14 protein-coding genes are annotated in these 19,429 nt (G+C 51.1%); 5 read left to right on the forward strand and 9 right to left on the reverse strand.

Features of this window, described 5'->3' with window-relative positions; genetic code table 11:
• The first annotated feature begins 123 nt into the window (after positions 1-123).
• The gene (locus E1189_RS12900) at positions 124-702 is read left to right on the forward strand and encodes a lysophospholipid acyltransferase family protein (RefSeq protein WP_155160740.1); all 579 of its coding nucleotides are present in this window, start codon (positions 124-126) and stop codon (positions 700-702) included.
• 58 nt (positions 703-760) lie between these two features.
• On the opposite strand, the gene E1189_RS12905 is transcribed toward E1189_RS12900, so the two are convergent.
• From E1189_RS12905 to E1189_RS12925, 5 genes are all read right to left on the reverse strand, one after another.
• The gene (locus E1189_RS12905; protein WP_155160741.1) at positions 761-1,357 is read right to left on the reverse strand and encodes a peptidylprolyl isomerase; all 597 of its coding nucleotides are present in this window, start codon (positions 1,355-1,357) and stop codon (positions 761-763) included.
• Positions 1,358-1,377: 20 nt separating this feature from the next.
• Entirely contained in the window at positions 1,378-2,277 is a 900-nt protein-coding gene (locus E1189_RS12910) for a CvfB family protein (protein WP_155160742.1), read from the reverse strand.
• 137 nt (positions 2,278-2,414) lie between these two features.
• Entirely contained in the window at positions 2,415-3,869 is a 1,455-nt protein-coding gene (gene nhaC, locus E1189_RS12915; protein ID WP_230460377.1) for a Na+/H+ antiporter NhaC, read from the reverse strand.
• A 136-nt stretch (positions 3,870-4,005) separates the two neighbouring features.
• Positions 4,006-4,923 (reverse strand): glutaminase, encoded by a 918-nt coding sequence (locus E1189_RS12920; protein WP_155160743.1) that lies wholly within the window; start codon positions 4,921-4,923, stop codon positions 4,006-4,008.
• A gap of 104 nt (positions 4,924-5,027) precedes the next feature.
• On the reverse strand, positions 5,028-5,510 hold the full coding sequence (locus tag E1189_RS12925; protein ID WP_155160744.1) for a hypothetical protein: 483 nt from the start codon (positions 5,508-5,510) through the stop codon (positions 5,028-5,030).
• A 109-nt stretch (positions 5,511-5,619) separates the two neighbouring features.
• Between E1189_RS12925 and dsbB the strand changes: the two genes are divergently transcribed.
• Together dsbB and E1189_RS12935 are read left to right on the forward strand one after the other, a co-directional pair.
• A complete protein-coding gene (gene dsbB / locus E1189_RS12930) occupies positions 5,620-6,228 on the forward strand; it encodes a disulfide bond formation protein DsbB (RefSeq protein WP_155160745.1) in 609 nt (202 codons plus the stop codon).
• A gap of 421 nt (positions 6,229-6,649) precedes the next feature.
• Complete coding sequence (locus tag E1189_RS12935) at positions 6,650-8,449, forward strand: DEAD/DEAH box helicase (RefSeq protein ID WP_155160746.1); 1,800 nt, start codon at positions 6,650-6,652, stop codon at positions 8,447-8,449.
• A gap of 81 nt (positions 8,450-8,530) precedes the next feature.
• Here the strand turns inward: E1189_RS12935 and E1189_RS12940 are convergent, their stop codons facing one another.
• Together E1189_RS12940 and ppnN are read right to left on the reverse strand one after the other, a co-directional pair.
• Positions 8,531-9,451 (reverse strand): pseudouridine-5'-phosphate glycosidase, encoded by a 921-nt coding sequence (locus tag E1189_RS12940; RefSeq protein WP_155160747.1) that lies wholly within the window; start codon positions 9,449-9,451, stop codon positions 8,531-8,533.
• A gap of 185 nt (positions 9,452-9,636) precedes the next feature.
• Complete coding sequence (gene ppnN / locus E1189_RS12945; protein ID WP_155160748.1) at positions 9,637-11,013, reverse strand: nucleotide 5'-monophosphate nucleosidase PpnN; 1,377 nt, start codon at positions 11,011-11,013, stop codon at positions 9,637-9,639.
• A 232-nt stretch (positions 11,014-11,245) separates the two neighbouring features.
• Here ppnN and yfcD point away from each other — a divergent pair, with 232 nt between their 5' ends.
• Together yfcD and E1189_RS12955 are read left to right on the forward strand one after the other, a co-directional pair.
• A complete protein-coding gene (gene yfcD / locus E1189_RS12950) occupies positions 11,246-11,761 on the forward strand; it encodes an NUDIX hydrolase YfcD (protein ID WP_155160749.1) in 516 nt (171 codons plus the stop codon).
• Positions 11,762-11,836: 75 nt separating this feature from the next.
• Positions 11,837-12,454, forward strand: a complete 618-nt coding sequence (locus tag E1189_RS12955) for a riboflavin synthase subunit alpha (protein ID WP_155160750.1) — start codon at positions 11,837-11,839, stop codon at positions 12,452-12,454.
• A gap of 68 nt (positions 12,455-12,522) precedes the next feature.
• On the opposite strand, the gene E1189_RS12960 is transcribed toward E1189_RS12955, so the two are convergent.
• The gene (locus E1189_RS12960) at positions 12,523-14,598 is read right to left on the reverse strand and encodes a hypothetical protein (RefSeq protein ID WP_155160751.1); all 2,076 of its coding nucleotides are present in this window, start codon (positions 14,596-14,598) and stop codon (positions 12,523-12,525) included.
• Between the two features lie 98 nt (positions 14,599-14,696).
• The gene (locus E1189_RS12965) at positions 14,697-19,214 is read right to left on the reverse strand and encodes a hypothetical protein (RefSeq protein ID WP_155160752.1); all 4,518 of its coding nucleotides are present in this window, start codon (positions 19,212-19,214) and stop codon (positions 14,697-14,699) included.
• Between the last annotated feature and the right edge of the window lie 215 nt (positions 19,215-19,429).

A 19,429-nucleotide genomic window follows, 5' to 3' on the forward strand; every position in this document is an offset into this window, starting at 1 on the left:
TCTTTAGACATGGAAAGTCACACATCGGGTCTGTATAGGGTTTATCGCTAAAACTCACAGTGATTTTCACGACAACATATGTACAATGTTCGTTATTGGCATTCACTAATAAAGATAAAAAGAATGAGACGAACGGTTTTTGATACCCCGGTAGTTCATCACTTTTTCAATTTTGTAAGCTGGATTGGGTTGAAGCTTACAGGTTGGAAGATTGAAGGTAGCGCCCCCCATCACAGCAAATATGTGCTGATTGCTGCCCCCCATACAAGTAATTGGGATTTTCCTGTGACTCTGGCCATAGCCTTTCGCCTGAATGTAAAACTGTTCTGGATGGGTAAGGCCTCCCTGTTTAAGGGGCCTATGGGGCCGATTATGAAATGGCTGGGTGGCATTCCTGTAGATCGCAGCCAGAATACGGGACTGGTTCAACAGGTAGTCGATGAATTTAATCGTTGTAAAGAACTGGTTGTGACTATTCCGCCAGAAGGTACACGCAGCAAGGTGAAAAAGTGGAAGAGCGGCTTTTATCATGTAGCCCATGGTGCCGGTGTACCAATTAGTCTGGGCTTTCTTGACTTCAAGAGGAAGGTTGGTGGTATCAGTAAAACATTCATCCCTACTGGCAACTATGAAGAAGATTTGAAGAATATTCAGGCGTTTTATAAGGGTATCACCGGGAAGAGACCATCACAGTTTGTTTAAGCGACTTTGTTTAATATCCCGACCATATATATGGTTATATGGTCGGGGTTAGCGCAGGTTATTTGGTCTTCGTGTCTTCACCCTTTTTCACAGTCACGCTTTTAATCACAACCGCTTCCTCGGGCACATCTGCGTACATTCCGCGATGTCCGGTTTTTACGCCAGCAATTTTGTCGACAACATCCATTCCTGTCGTCACTTTCCCGAAAACAGCGTAACCAGCCTTGCTGTGGCTGCCGTTTAGAAAACTGTTATTCACCAGATTGATAAAGAACTGGCTGCTGGCACTGTCGGGTGCACTGGTTCGTGCCATGGCGATAGTGCCGCGATCATTGGTAAGGCCATTAGCCGATTCGTTCTTAATGGGAGCCTTTGTGGCTTTCTGGCTCATATCACTGGTGAAGCCGCCTCCCTGAACCATAAAACCATCAATCACTCGGTGGAAAATAGTATTGTTATAAAAACCACTGTGGGTATATTCAAGAAAGTTTTTGACCGTAACTGGTGCTTTTTCCTGATCCAGGGTGATCTCAATTTTACCCATAGAAGTATCCATCACCACCACGGGGTTGCTGATAGCAGAGGGAGCTGCCTGTACACCCATGGCGAACAGGAGGGTGATCAGGGTTGTTGCAAATGATTTCAGATGGCGCATAGGGAATCCTGTGTTGTGGGTTAGTCTGCCAGTCGAATGCCGTCTTTGCTGATAATGATTTTGCGCTCTTTGTAGAGGCCGCCAATAGCCATTTTGAACACACGTTTGCTGGTTTTAAAGTATTGGTTGATTTCTTCTGGTGTGCTTTTGTCGTGTATTGGCAAAAAGCCATTATTCGCTGCGAGTTTTTCCAGAATCTGCTGGCTGAAATCGCCCGCTGATTTGTAGCTTTTAGGGTTTTGCAGGCAGAGGTCGATTTTCTGATCCGCGCGTACACGCTTAATGTAACCAGTAATTTTTTGGCCCATACGTACAGACTGGTGAATATCGTTATGGAAGATCACCCCCTGATGGCGATTGTTAATGATAGCCATATAACCGATATCTGTACGGTCGGTAATCATCAGTGATACTTCTTCGCCAGACTCGTAGCGGGGAGGGCGCTGGTCGAGAAACTTCTCAATCTTGGAGGAAGCCACGATGCGCCAGTTGCGATCTTCCTGATAGGTGTAAACGACATAGTACTGGCCTTCGCGCATGCGTACCTTTTGCTCGCTGAACGGTACTAGCAGCTGTTTGGGCAGACCCCAGTCCAGAAATGCACCCACCTGATTGACTTCCTCTGCCTTCAGGCAGGCAAACTCACCCAGAATGGCTTTGGGGCGCTCGGTAGTGGCAATCACATCATCGTTGGAATCCAAATAGATGAAGACCTTCAATGCATCGCCGATTTTGCTGTCTTTCGGTACATAGCGCTTGGGCAGCAGGATATCAACATACTGTCCGCCTTCCACATAGACACCAAACGGTTTCTCGCGAATAATTTTCAGAGTGTTCCAGTGGCCGATTTTTACGTGGAGGTTGGATGCCTCGGTGTCTGAGCTTTCAGTCGTGATCTCAGGGAGGGAGTCATTGGTCATGGTGAATTCATGCAGGATAAAGATTTGGTGGCGGAGTATATCACCAGTTGTACCGACAAGAATGCCTAACTATCGCCTTTAACCGAAAAGACGTCACCGATCGGCCAGATAGAGAGGTCGCTGACCGTTTACCCCTGTTAAGAATTATCCTTTGAAAGTAACGAGTTTGTGGTCAGGTGGGATATCTGACCACTCTCGCTAAACTTCGTTGTCTTACCTTGCCAGGTGCGCACAGCAGATACTCCCAAAGCCAGAATAATCGATAGCCAGGAGAGCCACATAAACGGCAGATAGCTTAGGGTGCTCACTCCGAGAATGCCCGCCATAAACGTGCCGTTATCGCTCCAGGGCACCATACCGGAAGTCAGGGTGCCACCAAACTCGGTGTTGCGGGAAAGCAGGCGACGGTCTGCTCCCAGGGCATCGCTGGTAGCTGCCATCAGTTTGGGGGCAAGAATCAGAGATACATACATCGCGCTGCCCAGCAGGTTGCCCAGAAACGCAGTCAGCAGTGTGCAGCCCGTCAAACGTGCTTCATTGGTTACGTACTTTTCCAGTCGGTTGGCCAGTAGTTTCACAATGCCGACTTTCACCAGAAGGCTGCCAAAGCCCAGCCCAAAAGTGATCATGGCAACAGAGGGCATGATGGAAAGCATGCCGCCCCGGCTGAGCAGTGTATCGATAAGCGCAATACCGGAGTTGAGTTTGGGGAGTTGCCAGATGCTGGAGATGGCAGGAGTCAGTTCGGAATCCTGTAACAGGATTGCAGCCAGAACACCCATAAAGCTCCCCATGGATATCACAGGGAATGCCGGTTTCCGAAAAGCCAGTAATAGCATCACCAGTGCCGGAGGCAGAAAAGCCAGAGGCGAAATAGAAAAGTTCTCCTGCAGGGCAGACATGATGGTGCTAATCTGGTCGAGGTTGCCATGCCCCTGATAAAGGATGCTGGAGGCGGAAAATAGAATAGCTGTGATGATGTAAGCCGTCAGGCTGATAGGCAGCATGCCTTTAATGTGGGCACGAATCTCCACGCCAGACATGGAAGAGGCCAGCAGTACGCTGTCGGACAGCGGTGAAAGTTTATCCCCAAAATACACACCGGAAAGAACCGCCCCTGCAGTTAGAGGAGAGGGGATACCCAACCCTTCCCCAATACCCATCATGGCAATGCCTGCCGTGCCTGCGGCTCCCCAGGATGTGCCCGTTGCCAGCGCGGTGAGTGAGCAGATGAAAAGAGTAGTCGGCAGAAAAAAACTGGGGTGAATGGTGGCCAGCCCATAGTAAATAATGCCAGGAACAATGCCTCCGGCTATCCAGCTTCCAATCATTGCGCCCACGGCAAACAGAATTAAAAGAGCGGGCATGCCTTCAAAAATGCCAAAGGCGGCGGCTTCTTCCAGCTCACGGTACTGGTAGCCGAGTTTCAAACCAAGGCCCATCACCAGAAACCAGCCAAAGAACAAGGCCAGTAAAACCGGAAGCTCGAAAACAGTAGTAAAGCTACAGGCCATCAACAGAAAAAGGCCGAGCACCAGAAAGGACTGAATCAAGGTAGGTCTTTGTTGTTTCTTTTTATGAAAACTATCCAAGGCGAACTCCTGTAAGAGGCAGCCAAGAGGCCACAGGGTTCTCAGTATTGGAAAAGAAAGGGAGAAGCGCCACCCCTTTGGCAAGGTTTGTCAGTGAGGGTGACGCTGGTGTTAGAGGGGCTTGTCGAAAAGAGGTTTAGAAAACAGCGAGGCCAGTTTCTTCAACAAAAATCTTTAAAGCTTCCATACCGGGCAGAGAGTTGCCCTTTTTACCCAACTCCGGACTCCATACACACAGAGACAGTTTTCCGGGGATGGTGGCTATAATGCCTCCGCCCACTCCGCTCTTGCAGGGCAGACCTACATGGAAGGCAAATTCGCCCGCTTCATCGTAAGTGCCGCAGGTCATCATCAGAGTGTTGATACGACGAGCCTGCACTGGAGAGAGAACAGGTTTGTCCTTGAAAGGGTGCAGACCATCGTTGGCGATAAAGCGGCTGGCACGGGCCAGATCAAGACAGCTCATGCTTAGAGAGCAGAGATAGAAGTAGAAATCCAGTACCTGATCCACCGGGTTAATAATATTGCCAAAGCTCTGCAGGTAATAGGCCAAAGCAAAGTTACGCTGGCCGTTATCGTATTCGGAGCGAAACACTTCCTTGTTGAACTGAATATCCAGATTTTTGGACAGGCTGCGGATGTAATCCAGAAAGTCCCTTTTGGGAGAGCTCAGGTGGGAGAGCAGAATGTCTGCCACCACAATAGCGCCGGCATTGATGAACGGGTTGCGTGGAATGCCGTTCTCGTGCTCCAGCTGGGACAGAGAGTTAAACGGGTTGCCGGAAGGCTCTACGCCAATCCGCTCGAATACGCTTTCGCCCGCATAATGCAAAGCCAGGCTGAGACTGAAAACCTTGGAAATACTCTGGGTGGAAAAGTTTTCTTCGGCATCGCCCACCACGTAATCATGCCCATCTACAGTGCTGATGGCCATGCCAAACTTATTGGGGCAAACCTCAGCCAATGCAGGAATGTAATCTGCGGGTTTTCCTCGTCCGAAGGTGTGGGAAACCGCATCGGGCAGGGTGGCCAGGATCGTTTCAATCTCACTCATCAACGTATTCGCCCTGATTGGAGGGGTTAAGGGGCGCAAAGAGTACGCATTTTCCCTGCCTCGGATCAATTGCGGTAAGCCGCTATAAAAGAGGGTGGGCAGATTTATCGAAGCCATCCGAGTAAGCTGCTTGCAGCGCCGCTGACCATATTATAAGCATTGAAAAGGTTGTAACCCAGAAAGCCAAGGTTAACAGCTCTGCGTAGAAGTCTGCGCTCTGGCAGCTCCTGACTCAGGGCCATTTTGTCTGCAGGCAAGCCTCCAGCTACTGTTTTGACAAGGTAGGCGCCGATCATTATTGCAGATGAGGTGCCAAACGCTGCTGCGTAGGGTATAGGGGCTAGAAAACCAACAGCAGCACAACCAAGGGCTGCACCAGCCAGAGAAATCGGGGTTGGCACGCGGTCGCAGATATTCTTGCCCATCGCGACTGTACAACCGATACCTATGATGGCATGTACCATTACGTCTTTTACATCGTTCATCACCGAAACGGTTTTCTGGCCGAATGTCTGGGTATCAGGATCGACATAAAGGGTATTCAGGGGAATGCGGGTTCCCGGGTGATATTGCTGTGTGCCTTCCATAGCTCACTCCAATTTCGAATGCTCTTGTATTGTCAGAGTGCTATAGAGGCAGGAAGTTCTGTGTATCAGCCTATGGTCGTAGCTCTAGGATGATCTCAAGGATCAAGATATGATGGAAAAAAGACGATACCAATTAAAAAATACTGGGGGAACCATTTTGCAGAGCCTCTTTCACTCTCCATTCCAGACTATTCATAACTGGCAAAAAAATCGCCTGACCTGGGTGATTATGCTGGCAACAACACTGTTTCTTGAAGGCTGTGCCCTGTTCTTTCAGTATGTGATGGAGCTGGAACCCTGTGAAATGTGTGTGTATCAGCGTCTGGCCGTGGTGCTGTTGTCGGTCACATCCCTGTGGATGCTGATTGCCCCTTCAAATCCCTTTATTCGTCTTACTGGTTATGGTTTGTGGATAGCTTCAGGGCTTTATGGGCTGAAAACGGCTATGGTGCAAACGGGTGCTTACGACACCTTTGGTACACCGGCGCAATCGTGCAACTTCCTGCCGACCTTTCCTTTTGAGGTTCCCCTGCACGACTGGCTGCCGGGCTGGTTTATGCCCACCGGTTTTTGTGGTGCCGACGAATGGGCGTTTCTGGGCATGAATATGGCTGAGTGGATGGTGATTGTATTTGCAGTCTATCTGGTAGCCGCAGCTGTATGCGTGGTGAGCAGTCTCTGGTGTGGTATTTCTACGGTAAAAAACAGTAAAAATTGAAAATTCAAGTGCATAGAGCATTGCATGTGAAGATTGCGTGTAAATACTGTTACTTGCCTTTGTGTCTGTTGTGGTAAACTTGCCACTTCGGGCAAGAGGTTGAAGCCTCGAAGGCAGTATCTGTTTGATCCTTTCCAAGCGTTGAATCCGACACTTCAGGTGTGGATTCGCAGAGTGCGCCTTCCCGTCATGTGATCTATAACCATGACACACTACAAACCTGATAGTCCGGTACGGGTTACGCGAATAGCTTCCTTGAAGCTGTTTGCAAAACCCTGAATCCTGGGTGGTTTACGCTAACCACAGTGCTTGCTGACACCAGCTGTGCTGGTCGCGATGTGACTTTAACTGGTCATGACGCGGTGTTTACCGTTAGAATCGCCCGCTTTTTTATATATTCCTTTACAGGTGCACATTTCTTATGCCCGAAGCCCAGACTGATACAGTGACCGCTTTTGACCAGCTTCCTTTGTCGGATGCCATACTGCGCGCTGTTCGTGACGTGGGTTATGAAACGCCTTCGCCCATCCAGGCTCGCAGTATTCCTCACCTGCTGGAAGGGCGGGACCTCCTTGGTCTGGCCCAGACTGGTACTGGTAAAACAGCGGCGTTCGCATTGCCAGCACTGTCCCGTATTGATGTGACCAAGAACGATACCCAGGTTCTGGTACTGTGCCCAACCCGTGAGCTGGCTATTCAGGTCGCTGAAGCCTGCCAGACTTACGCCAAGCACATCCCTCACTTCCACGTACTGCCTATCTACGGTGGTCAGGATATGCGCGGTCAGTTGCGCGGCCTGTCCCGTGGTGCTCAGGTTGTTGTTGGTACGCCAGGCCGTGTTATGGACCACCTGCGTCGTAACAGCCTGAAGCTGGACAACCTGCAGACCGTAGTACTTGATGAAGCTGACGAAATGCTGCGTATGGGGTTTGTGGAAGACATCGAGTGGATTCTCGACCACACCCCAAGCCATCGTCAGACTGCACTGTTTTCCGCGACTATGCCTCCGGCTATCCGTCGCATCGCAGACAAGTATCTTAAAGATCCTGTGTCTGTCGAAATCCGTGCCAAGACCACCACCGTTGATACCATCACCCAGAAGGTATGGATGGCCAGTGGTCTGCACAAACTGGATGCACTGACCCGTATTCTGGAAGTCGAAGATTTCGACGCCATGATCATCTTCGTGCGTACCCGATCAGCCACTGTTGAGCTGGCAGAAAAGCTGGAAGCCCGTGGCTTCTCCGCAGCTGCCCTGAACGGTGACATGAGTCAGGGGCTGCGTGAAAAGATGGTTGATCGCCTGAAGAAGGGCACCCTCGACATTCTGATCGCAACCGACGTGGCGGCCCGTGGTCTGGACGTTGAGCGCATCAGCCATGTTGTGAACTACGACATTCCTAACGACACCGAAGCTTACGTTCACCGTATTGGTCGTACTGGCCGTGCCGGTCGTCAGGGTACTGCAATTCTGTTTGCAGCGCCTCGTGAGCGTCGTATGCTGCGTGCTATCGAACACGCGACGCGCCAGAAAATCGAACATATGCGTCTGCCAACTCAGCGTGACGTGCGCGATATTCGTATCAAGAACTTCAAGGAACAGATCGCTCTGATCCTGGGTCAGGAAGATCTGACCATGTACCGTGAAATTGTGACTGAAATGATTCAGGAGCAGGCGGTTGAGTTTGAAGATGCAGCGGCAGCTCTGTGCTATCTGGCCCAGAAAGAGCGTCCGTTCCCCGATGGTAACGAACCTGAGCCTCGCCAGTGGGAAGAGCGTGAGCGTCGTCCTCGCCGTGATGATCGCGAAGATCCTCGCAACAAGGGCAAGAAGCGCTATCGCATTGGCGTTGGCCGTGACCATGGCGTAAGCCCTGGTGAAATCGTAGGTGCTCTGGCGAATGAAGGTGGTATTTCTGGTCGCGACATCGGCCATATCCGTCTGTTCGACAAGTTCTCTACTGTTTACCTGCCAGAAACGCTGGATCAGGCTGTGCTGAGCACTATGGCTGAGATCAACGTACGTAACCAGGTGTTGGGTCTGCGCGAGTGGAAGGAAAACCCTAACAGTGGTCGTGGACGTGGTGATCGTGGCGGCTATCGTGGTGGATACCGTGGCGATCGCGGCGGTGAAGATCGTCCTCGTCGCCGCCATGGTAACGGTGAGCGTCGTGGTGGCTATCGTGGCAACCGCAACGATGACAGCCGTGGTAACGAATAAGTTTTTATAACTTAGTCGTTTTATCGCAGTTATAAAAAACGCCGGATGTGAAAGCATTCGGCGTTTTTATAAGGAATATCGCTACTTCTTGCTATATTCGACTGCAATCGCAGACGCCAGCCGGGCGTTATTCATCACCAGCGCAATGTTGGATTTCAGACTATCGCCCCCTGTTAGCTCTTTCACACGGGAGAGCAGGAAAGGGGTAGACTCCTTACCTTTGATGCCTTGCTCATCCAGCTCTTTCAGAGCCTGCTCAATCGCCTGATCAATCACGTCTTTCGCCATGGAGTGTTGTTTGGGGATAGGGTTGGCAATCACTATGCCGCCTCGCAGATGAGACTCCCACTTAGCCTTCATCACAGCAGCCAAACCTTCAGGTGTGTCGATCTGGTGATCTGTCTGGAAATCACTTTCACGGGTGTAAAAGGCTGGCATGGTTTTCACGCCGTATCCCAGAACCGGTACACCCTGGGTTTCCAGATACTCCAGTGTCAGGCCAATGTCGAGAATGGATTTACAGCCTGCACACACCACAGCCACATCTGTTTTTGCCAGCTCTTGCAGATCAGCAGAGATATCGAAAGTTGTTTCCGCGCCACGGTGTACGCCGCCAATACCACCTGTTGCAAATACTTTCACGCCAGCCATGGCTGCGATAATCATCGTGGTGGCAACGGTGGTGGCGCCGTCCATTTTTCGGGCCAGAATCACAGGCAGGTCACGGCGACTGGTTTTTATAATACCCAGGCCGGTTTTACCCAGATGTTCGATCTCTTCTTCGGTCAGACCAACCTTCAAACGGCCACCAATAATGGCGATGGTAGCAGGCGTGGCACCGTGCTCCCGCACAGTCTTTTCTACTTCAAGAGCGGTGGCTACATTATCGGGGTAGGGCATGCCGTGGGAGATGATGGTGGATTCCAGGGCCACTATAGGCCGGCCTGCAACCAGAGCAGCTTTTACGTCGGGGTGAATATCTAAGAAAGTGTTATCAATCATGTGCGAGCGTCCATTTTCATTGTGTTTCGTAGGCGTTAGTGCATCACCAGCACCGGACTTTTTTGTTGGACATTGAAGCACAGATGAGAGCTCCAGACAGAGCAGGCTTTGTAGGAAATTGTAAGAACTTGGTGTCAGCTGAGCATTTCAGGGCCATCCATGGCCCTGGATGCAGGATTCAGTGATCAGCAGATGACTTCGTAACAAGGCTTATAGTGAGTGCCCGGTAGTTTCATACGCTGCTGCTGAACAAATCCGTCCAATAGAGTATCAATACGCTTCATGAGTTCAGGTTCGCCATGAAGCTGAAACTTGCCACGTTCCTTAATGCTCTGAATACCATCGGCCTTAATGTTGCCCGCTACAATACCGGACATGGCCTTACGCAGGTTAGAAGCCAATTCCTCCGCAGGCAGTGTAGTATCCAGAGAAAGCGCCGCCATATTCTCATGAGTTGGCTCAAAAGGGTGCTGGAAAGCTGTGTCGATCTTCAGTTTCCAGTTATAGTAGAACGCATCGTTATGGTCCTTGCGGTACTGAGTGACCTCTTCCAGCCCCTGTTTCATCAGGTTGGCTACCTGCTCCGGGTTATCAATCACAATCGTGTACAGTTTCTGGGCTTCAGCGCCGAGAGTGTGACCGATAAACTCATCAATGTGCTCAAAATATTCTTTGGAAGACGCCGGACCGGTGAGAATAAACGGGAAGGGTAAACCTCTGTTGTCCGGGTGTAGAAGAATACCGATCAGATACATGATCTCTTCACAGGTGCCAGGGCCTCCGGGGAAGGCGATAATGCCATGGCCCATGCGCACGAACCCTTCCAGGCGCTTCTCTATATCCGGCATGATGATCAGCTCGTTCACAATCGGATTCGGACTTTCAGCGGCGATAATGCCCGGCTCAGTCAAACCGATAAACCGACCGTCGCGAATGCGCTGCTTGGCATGGCCGATATGGGCACCTTTCATGGGACCTTTCATGGCACCGGGGCCGCAGCCAGTGCAGATGTTCATGCCCCGCAATCCCAGCTGGTAGCCGACATTCTTCGTATAGTTATACTCTGCACGACCGATGGAGTGACCGCCCCAACATACGACAATGTTTGGTGTTGAGCCTTTCTGGAAAGAATTGGCATGGCGCAGTATTTCAAACACCATATTGGTGATGTCTTGAGGGTCGCTCAGATTCATCAACCCACGGGCTTCGATCTCGCTGAACAGATGCAGAATATCCCGTACGACAGAGAACAGGTTTTCCCGAACACCGCGAATTAAAGTGCCATTCACAAAAGCGCAGGCGGGCGCGTTATCCAGCTGTAGTTGGAGGCCTCTGTGTTCCTGAATAACTTTAATATCGAAATCATGGTAAAGCGCCAACAGCTCCTGGGCGTCGTCCAGTTCGGTATCGCAGCTGAGAACAGCCAGAGCACACTGACGAAAAAGACTATGCAGACCTGTACGACTGGAGTCTTGAAGTTGGCTGACTTCCTGGGTGGAGAGAACAGTCATACTGCCTGTCGGGTTAACGAGGGCACTGACAGTTTGGGAGGATGATGTCATAAGCTATTCCTTGAAATGATTCCTTTTGCAAACCTTCGCAGTCAAGCTGCAAAATTTGCTTTATTCCTTATAAAAGTATTTGCCGAAAAAGTATAGGGGTGAATGCCTGATTAAAAGAGTCGGCTGAGTTACATTCTGAAATCCTTATTTATGATTATCGACTATAAACTGAGATGGTCGCCAAGGTAGCGGTGTAAGCACCCAAATAACAACGAGTCCGGAGTTTTGAAGCATGAGTGTAGCTGTCACAACATCCAGCGAAGAGCAGGTTGTCATTGTTGATGATGAAAACAATGTGATTGGTTCTGCCAGTCGTAGCGAGATGAGGGCTGGGCGAATGTGTCATCGTGCGGTGTTTGTTTATGTGACAACATCGGATGGTGAGTTATTGATACAGGAACGCACCATGTCGAAAGATGTCTGGCCGGGTGCTTACGATCTGGCGGCTGGTGGCGTTGTGGATGCCGGTGAAAGCTATGACGAAGCCGCTGTCCGAGAGTTGGAGGAAGAGATGGGGATTTCCGGTGTTCCCCTGAAAGATAAATTCCACTTTTACTATCAGGATGAAAACTGCCAGCTATGGGGCAAGGTGTACACTTGCGTGTGGGATGGCGTGGTGACTCCCCAGCCGGAAGAGGTGGCGCAGGTGATACGTGAGCGGCCGGAACAGATTCTGGCCAACCCGGAACATCGACCTTATACACCAGACACCTTAATGGCTCTGCGTAAGCTGCAGGGGCTTGAATAGAATTTTTGCACCCCAATAACTGGAATAGCTGTATCAGTATCCATTCAATACGCCCTTCGGGCTGTCAGGAGACGTATGTTCACAGGTATTGTTCAAGGCACTCGCGAAGTAGTGTTTGTTGAGAGGCGAGACAAGTTTGCCAGCTTTGAAATTCTGCTGGGCCATGATCTGGCCACCGGCTTGCAAGCAGGGGCCAGCGTGTCTATCAATGGCGTGTGCCTGACAGTCACCCAATGCTCTGAGGATTGTGCCACTTTCGATGTGATGCAGGAAACGCTCAGGGTAACCAACCTTAATGGTGTGCAGGCCGGTGATCTGGTCAATGTTGAGCGGGCTGCACGTGTGGGCGACGAGGTTGGAGGGCATAATGTCTCTGGTCATGTCACAGATGTGGTGACCGTGCTGGACGTGGTGAAAACACCCGATAACACCACGATCTCTTTCCAGATGGATAGCCAGTGGAAGGACTACCTGTTGCCAAAAGGGTATGTGGCTCTCAACGGTGCAAGTCTGACCATCGGTGCCGAGGTGAAAGACCAGACGTTTGCTGTGCATTTGATTCCTGAAACTCTGCGCACGACAACGTTTGCGCAAATCAAACCCGGTATGAAGGTGAATCTGGAAATCGATCCGCAAACTCAGGCGATTGTGGACACTGTAAAATCCTTTATGAAACAGCAACAGGTTGCCTGAGAGGTTTGCGGCACATACGCCCTCGCATCCGTACTCCATGGAGTGAGGGCATGTGCGTTGTCAGACCATCACATTTGAGTAAGGTCGTCGTTTTGTTCCATGGGGGCATCGTGCCCTGAACGCTTCTTGCCTTCGCAACCCAGGAAGCCTGCTGTCAGGCAAGCGGTACCAAGGCCAGCACTGACCGCGACTACGATTGCCGCAGGCCCTGTCGACTTTTGAGCGTTCAGAAAACACCCATACTGCTCAGGGGCAGAGCCGGCGGTACCATTTTCAAGGCAGGTGGTCTCGTCAGTGAGGAAAGTATTTGTGAGGGAGCCATAGCATTTAGAGTGAGAAAAAGTGTCACAGGTCGCTGTTCCTACATATCCACAATATCCGTAGGGGGGGTCTTCGCTCGCGATCCATTTCCATGATTCATCACAGTCACAGTACCCAGCTTCAGTTTTACATTTATAACGTATGCAGCGTATCGGATAATTGGCACTTGATGAGCAAGAGCATCTGACTGAACCTTCTACAGGTGTGCAGCCAATGTAGGAAATGAGACCGGAACCTTGAGTGGTACAGACTGAAGATAGCCGTTTTTTACGAGATTCATACGACGCCCTGTCAACTGATTCAGAATCCTCGCCTGTTATGACCTGTTTCCCAATGCGTTCTTTGTCAGCAGAGTCCGGAAAGGCCAGGTCGCCGATGTCAGGATTCACTGAAGGCACTTTGGACAGAACCAGCCCCCCTTCCGCGAAGTCCAGCTGGTAGACATCATCCTTGGCTCCGGCTCCTGTTATCACCGTTTCTTTGGTCGGGCCGCCTGCCTCATCAATCTGATAGAGATGAATCCTATGGGCATCTGACTCGGGATCAGGCCTGCGCACAGCGACATGGAATCTTTCGCTGTCAGCCAAAGCCGACATCAGCTCGCCATCCTGCAAGTTGACGGAGGACAGATCAACCACTTTTGTTGACGACAGCGACTGGGTACTGTCGGACTTCAGATCAGGGTAAAGGAACATCTTCTGCTCTTCCCATGACACCGTGTACAGGTTGTTGTCATGGAAGCGAAACAGTTCTCCCTTGACCCACAACCCAGATGAAACACCGTTATCAATCAGGTCAGTACTGTCCCCTTGGTTGATGTTGATCAGCGTGACACGGGACAGTCCCTGATCAACCTCCGGGCGGGACAGTAGCACCAGCTTGTCTTTGTTCAGCGTAAAGGCCGTCACGCGATTGCCGGCAGGCAAGGGCACCGCAAAATCTTCTATGCCATCATCAGAAAAGCGGGTATCTGGTTGCATGACGCCATCGACAACGCGGAATGTCTTGATCAGAATCTTTGGCGCAGTGTCAGCTTCTGCGGCTGCACTGTCACTGCCGGGCTCAAAGCGGGGAATGGCGATAACGCCGTGGTTGCGTAACATTTTGAGCGGTACAGGGGTTTGGCCTGCGGCTTTCCGTGTGCCCGTTTCAACAGAGTCGCACTCCGGGCAGTCGGTGACAAGGGAGGGCTGAGCCGTGGATAACTGGCTGACAGGTTCTGGCATCCTGCCTGAGGCCGGCAGAGAATCAGGGGATTGAAGCTGAACCTTCAAGCGCTTATCAGTTGGTGCTGTCGGTGTGGGTGGGTTGGCACTAAGACTGGACTGATGGGTCGTCTGCATGGCCTCCGGACCTGCCCATCCTTGTTTCCTTGCCTGATGTTTGGTCACACGCCTCTGCTTACCACCATCGTGCATAAACCAGGCTTCCTGCTTGAAGCTGTCGCGGGAGTCTGTTGGCTGCTGGGCGCTGTTGACTGCAACCGTTGAGCGGTTAGACGGGCGATGCCCCCCCCGTCCACAGCGGCAGCCGGTAGCCTGGTGTTTTCTCTTGTGATTCTGCGAAGAATGGTGTGAAACCAGCGATTTGCACAACCGTGACTGGCGCAGTTGCGCTGCACCCACGAGGCCGTTCAGACTGTTGTTGCGAAGGTACCCCTGCGGGCTGTTGCCCGAGCTGACATTGCACAGGATCGAGGCCAGCTGCACTGCGCCCAGAGCCGGGCTGGTGCTGTTGTGTCCGCCCCCGGCCATTGCAACCCCGCAGACAAGCAGTACTAAAACAGGAAGGGAGCAGACAATAAACCTGAACACACCTTTCATCGCACTGTTCTCACATCAGCATTTACACGGGTGCGAGCCAGTATAGTTGATAGTGGTGGCTGTCAAGAGACCTGTGTGCCATGACATGTTGGTGGGGATTACATGAATGGACTGGGCTGGGCCGGGGTTGATTCCAGAGTGTTTTTTATCAGCTTTTTGGGTGTAGGCAGAGGGGCATCCTTCCACAGGATATCTTGCATGGTGTCCAGCATATCCTCTACAGCACGGAACTCTGTTATGGTTTTTGGCAGAGGGACTTCACTGATAAACAGGCGGGCTAACTCTGGGATATCGATGCCACTCTGACTCTCCAGGGGGTGGTTGCCCCAGCGCATCGCTTGTATGCGCTGTTTCAGCGTTTGCCTGTAAATTTCTTCGGTCCAGTTTTCTGGTAAGGTGCCATTCAGTTGCAGGATATGACGAGTGTCGTTTAAGGCATCGCCTGTTCCGGGCAGGAAGACTTCCGGCATATGATCTTTGGAGACGAATTGAACCTGCTCCCCCATATAAGACGCTAGATTGGCTAATGAAATTTCACCGGATGTTCTATCAAGCATGTGAACTCTTTTCAGCAGTGAGCCAACAAGGAACTTTTGTGCAATGGAAAAGGCTTTTCGAACAGCTTTCGCATAAACCTGGCCACCACGGCCATAGTCACTGGAAAAGGTGACTTTCAGACACAACAGTAAATCTGGAAGGGTTGCTTTTCCTTCCTGAACGGGAAGGTGATCCAAATAGATATGAAAGCGCAGAATCCGGCTCAGTACTGTAGCAACGGGGCGGGCAACGCTTGCAAAACGTCCACCTATGCGGGACAAAGCCAAAGCAATGACTGGAGAGAGTGCGCCACCGGCTGAAATTGTCAGTGTCCCTGTGACGTTTTCATTCAGATCAGGGGTGACTTTCAGATCACAGATTTGCCCCAGTGCGCTTTTTTGCAGTGTGCTGCTGCTAAAGATATTCACCAGTTCGCGGGATGCTTGCGGGAAGCTGGTTTTTACTCTGCGGCTGTCGATACGGGGGTTAATTTTGATGCCTTCCATGTCGCGGCATGCGGAAATACCGGTTTGGTGAGCCTGAACCGTACCATTCAAATCTCCAGATATGTTGAACGACAGGTGCCCAAGTTCTGCATCCATGTAGGTGCCTGTACCTGTGGAATCTGCGACTACCAGAGCATCATGCATTCGGGTGGAGGCGTCCAGGTCTGTGCCTAGCTGGTCCTGAGTCTGGGTGATGTTCAGTGAGGCTTGCGCAACTGTGCTATTGGCCATCATCATGTGTTTGTCTTGTTGGAGATTGACCTCTACTCGTTTCACCTTTGCCTTGATCTTTGTCGGTTTTGCCTTGCGTTGAGTCGATGTCGTCTGGTCTTTAATAACGCCGTTGGCTCCCACATCCAGATCAATGTTGCCCTGCCGTATAGCCCCGTGGGTGGATACGCCATCACCATTCTGGTTGATGGCTACTTTAATACCCTGAAGTCGGTTGCCATCGTGAACTTTCAGTTGTACAGGTAATTGGTAGTTGTCCTTGGTTTCTGCTCCTGCAACAGCTACTTCCCCCACATCCAGCTGCAGATTAGTGTGCTCTGATGAAGAGCTGGCATTCACTTCCATATCCTTAAGGTGGGCGGTGCCGCTAACGGCTCCAGAGGGGAGCTCGAGAGCCGAGTCGCTGGTTGCCAGATTGAAGGTTTTGTCGCTGTTGGCTTTTTGTTCGCCCTTAAGGGTGGTCTTACCACTACGGAAGGTTACGCCCTGTTTGATAACCCCAGTCTGAGGTGTTTCTGCCGAAAGCTCCTCGGGAATTGTGGCCAGTTGCTCCAATAGTGGACGTGTGGGGGCCTGATACCTCTCTGGTAGATAGTTGGCCAGCGTTTTCAGCCTTTCCGCAATGGCAGGCGAAGAGAGTGTTTTCCTGTCTGCTTCCAGACGGGTTTTCCATTCACTCTTCTGAATCTCCATTATGCTTTGAATCGGGCGGGATGAGTGGGAAGTCTCACCTGTTATTGTATCTACGAGGCACTCTGGAGACCGGGTTTTTACCTGTAGTGAGGGTGCGACTATCTCCATGTCAGCTTCAAGTTTCACCCCTTTGGGTAAAAGATGCTCGCTGACACTCAGACCTGTGCATCTCAGATGGTCAAGCTTTGTATGAGTGGTGATTTCATCAGGGTCATCCTCTGTTCCCCCTGTTATCTGGGCTTCAAAACCAACAGAGACAACTTTACCTTTCAAATCACCATGCTGCATATTAATCACTGTCTTGGCTTTGGACTCCAGTGTGGCCTTATCAAGACCTGTGCGCATATCGTACTCAATTGCCATTTCTGCATGGCCTGTTGATAGAGCGCCAGTACTGCGAAGGGCTTGATCCCCCGGTACAGCGACATCAATGTCTCCAGCTATGCCGTCAGTTGTGAGTTTTGTAGAGACAGACGCAACCCGTATTTGTGGTATTTGCCAAGGGGCAACTTCTCGAGTCATCGACTCTTTAAAGGCTTGCTGATCTTTTTGATCCGTAAGTGTGTACGGCATGGTGCATTCAAGAGTGAGGTTTTTTATCTCTCGGGAGCTGACTTTGGCCTGTATGCCTTGTCCGGTGATTCCTTCTGGCAGGCTGGCGTCTTTGATTGTCAGATTTCTGGATTCTACGGTCAGTTTGGGGTGTACTGTGCCTGAATCAGGAGCTTCACCGGAATAGGGGGGGGCAGGCGTGCCGGCCTGAAATGTCACATTAAGGTTATCGAATCTGGCATTGCTGGCACTGGTCACTCCTTCGACATGAGTGGCTTCGAGCTCGTCGACACTGACAGTTGCCAGGGTTGTTCCGGTTGCTGGGTCTGGTTTCGTGTGGAGTTCGGCCTTTTTAAGACGTTTTATACCGCTGGTGAATAGCAGGTTTTCGGGGGTTATTCGATCCGGAGCTGTGCCAATGGCAAAGCTGTCGGCAGTAGTCTCGTTGATTCTGACGGCCATTTCAGCCGATTCAGCGACATAAGTTCCAGTTACTTCTCTTGCCATGGCATTGGTGCAACTGATACCGCCGTGAAGATTGGCTGTACCGCACTCAACCGAAAAATCGACGGTATCCAGGGTTTTGGGTGAGCCCTCTTGCTGGCAGGACGTTAACAGCACAGTAGAGTTTTTAAGGTCAATCTGCCCTTTGATGTCGTAAGGAAGATTGAATGAGGATTGAGGGATATCAATATCTCCCTTCACAGAAGGGCAATGCACCGCAAGGGTGGTTTCGATTGTATCTGGTGAGGTTGAACTGGGCTCTTCGGAGCCTTTCACAAGCGTGAGTGTAGGAATATGTGCGTCTCTCAGGCCAACATCACCCTTGCTGTTCAGGGTGACATTTCGGCAGTCTGCTCTCAGAGTGCCGTCGTCATGTTGGTAGGTGTCGATAACACCAGCTTGTACTTGCACACTGGTTGTTCCCATCATTGCATGGGGGAACAGCTGCCTCATCAACGGCCTGATACTGTCCGGTACAATCAGATCCATACGTGAGCTGTGAACTTCGGCATCCAGGTTTTTCACACGGGTGGCAAATGTGGTTGTCTTACCCTGTTTGCTGATGCTGGGAGCAAAATCCAGTTCGAGATCGGCTGAATGAATGTTCAGCCCTGATGCCCCCTCCCTGTATCCCGGTGTTTGTACTTCAACCGTGGCCCCTTCATTTAAATGGCAGGTGCAGCGTGTGGGCAGCAGGCAATCTTTCATCTGGTCATAATTCCAGAGGGCGTAGGTGAGGTTGCCGTACAGCGTGCCCTTCTCCAGTAGCTTCTCCAGCATGGCACCCTTTTTAAAATGGGCACAGATATCCACGTTTTTGATATTGAGATTGGCTTGCCGGGACTTGCCGTCATCCACCCATACGACAGCTTTGCCTGATATGTCAGCCGCGATGTCAATTTGGGTGAAGCGATCGGCGCCCTCACCGGAACCGGTGGGAGTGACGCGCCTGGGGGTGATGCAGACATCCTGTAGAGTAATATCGGGGCCAGGAAGGTGGAGTTGTTTGAGATAAATGGGTTTCAGCTCTTCCGTTGTGCCGTTTTTAGAGCGGTGATAGGCAGCGGAAAGAGTCTGCAGTGCACCGGCTAAATCGCTGGTGGACAGGCCTGTAACAAACTTTTCGATGATTTTTTTCAGAACAAAAAAAATGGTCCAGTTTTTGATGCCGCTGCGTTCTGGTTTGGTAACCTTGCGTTCCTGGGTTGTTTTGCTTCCGGTCCAGCGCCACGGAAGCAGGGTGTCCAGCCAGCCTTTGGGGGGCTCTTCTCTCACTGTTCGTTGATTGAGGGATGTTGAAGTCACTTCACTCTCTTTGACAACAGAGGTTTCCTGTCCGGTAGTCTGGAGGGTGACAGCGCGGCCGCTGCTGGTCTGGTTGAGTAGCTCCCGGGCCTTCTCTGGTATTGGAGAGGGTGAAGAGGGTTCATGGTTGTTGCTGCCTTCCTGTTCGGGAAGGTACTTGGTGGCTTCAACAGGTATTGCCGGAGTGTCCGGGGGAGGGGGAGTCTGTGAAGATAAAGCCGCTGTTTCTGAGGAATGGAGGGTGTCGCGCCTTCTGGGGGTAGAGTTATTGGATTCTGAAACTGGCATAACTGGCTTCCTGCCCTGACGCGATAAACATTTATCCTTTAAGTTTAGGGGGTGGTCTAAAAACCTCAGTGAGAAAAGATGGTTATTAACTGACTGTTTTTAAAAGGATTTGTTCTTATGGTTGAGTGGACAGTCAGAGGGCTGACGGACTATAAATTAAATGCTCATTATACATGTCCAAGTGCGGGTTACCTGCACTGCTTGAGCGAGCACCG

It is taken from the genome of Parendozoicomonas verongulae, from assembly GCF_009711465.1.
Taxonomy (GTDB): Bacteria; Pseudomonadota; Gammaproteobacteria; order Pseudomonadales; family Endozoicomonadaceae; genus Sansalvadorimonas; species Sansalvadorimonas verongulae.

Bases quoted from the DNA above. Each gene is read 5' to 3' on its own strand.
- E1189_RS12960 (WP_155160751.1), bottom strand. From the start codon at position 14,598: ATGAAAGGTGTGTTCAGGTTTATTGTCTGCTCCCTTCCTGTTTTAGTA.
- dsbB (WP_155160745.1), top strand. From the start codon at position 5,620: ATGATGGAAAAAAGACGATACCAATTAAAAAATACTGGGGGAACCATT.
- ppnN (WP_155160748.1), bottom strand. From the start codon at position 11,013: ATGACATCATCCTCCCAAACTGTCAGTGCCCTCGTTAACCCGACAGGC.
- E1189_RS12925 (WP_155160744.1), bottom strand. From the start codon at position 5,510: ATGGAAGGCACACAGCAATATCACCCGGGAACCCGCATTCCCCTGAAT.
- E1189_RS12940 (WP_155160747.1), bottom strand. From the start codon at position 9,451: ATGATTGATAACACTTTCTTAGATATTCACCCCGACGTAAAAGCTGCT.
- E1189_RS12965 (WP_155160752.1), bottom strand. From the start codon at position 19,214: ATGCCAGTTTCAGAATCCAATAACTCTACCCCCAGAAGGCGCGACACC.
- E1189_RS12905 (WP_155160741.1), bottom strand. From the start codon at position 1,357: ATGCGCCATCTGAAATCATTTGCAACAACCCTGATCACCCTCCTGTTC.
- E1189_RS12920 (WP_155160743.1), bottom strand. From the start codon at position 4,923: ATGAGTGAGATTGAAACGATCCTGGCCACCCTGCCCGATGCGGTTTCC.
- E1189_RS12955 (WP_155160750.1), top strand. From the start codon at position 11,837: ATGTTCACAGGTATTGTTCAAGGCACTCGCGAAGTAGTGTTTGTTGAG.
- E1189_RS12910 (WP_155160742.1), bottom strand. From the start codon at position 2,277: ATGACCAATGACTCCCTCCCTGAGATCACGACTGAAAGCTCAGACACC.
- E1189_RS12900 (WP_155160740.1), top strand. From the start codon at position 124: ATGAGACGAACGGTTTTTGATACCCCGGTAGTTCATCACTTTTTCAAT.
- yfcD (WP_155160749.1), top strand. From the start codon at position 11,246: ATGAGTGTAGCTGTCACAACATCCAGCGAAGAGCAGGTTGTCATTGTT.
- E1189_RS12935 (WP_155160746.1), top strand. From the start codon at position 6,650: ATGCCCGAAGCCCAGACTGATACAGTGACCGCTTTTGACCAGCTTCCT.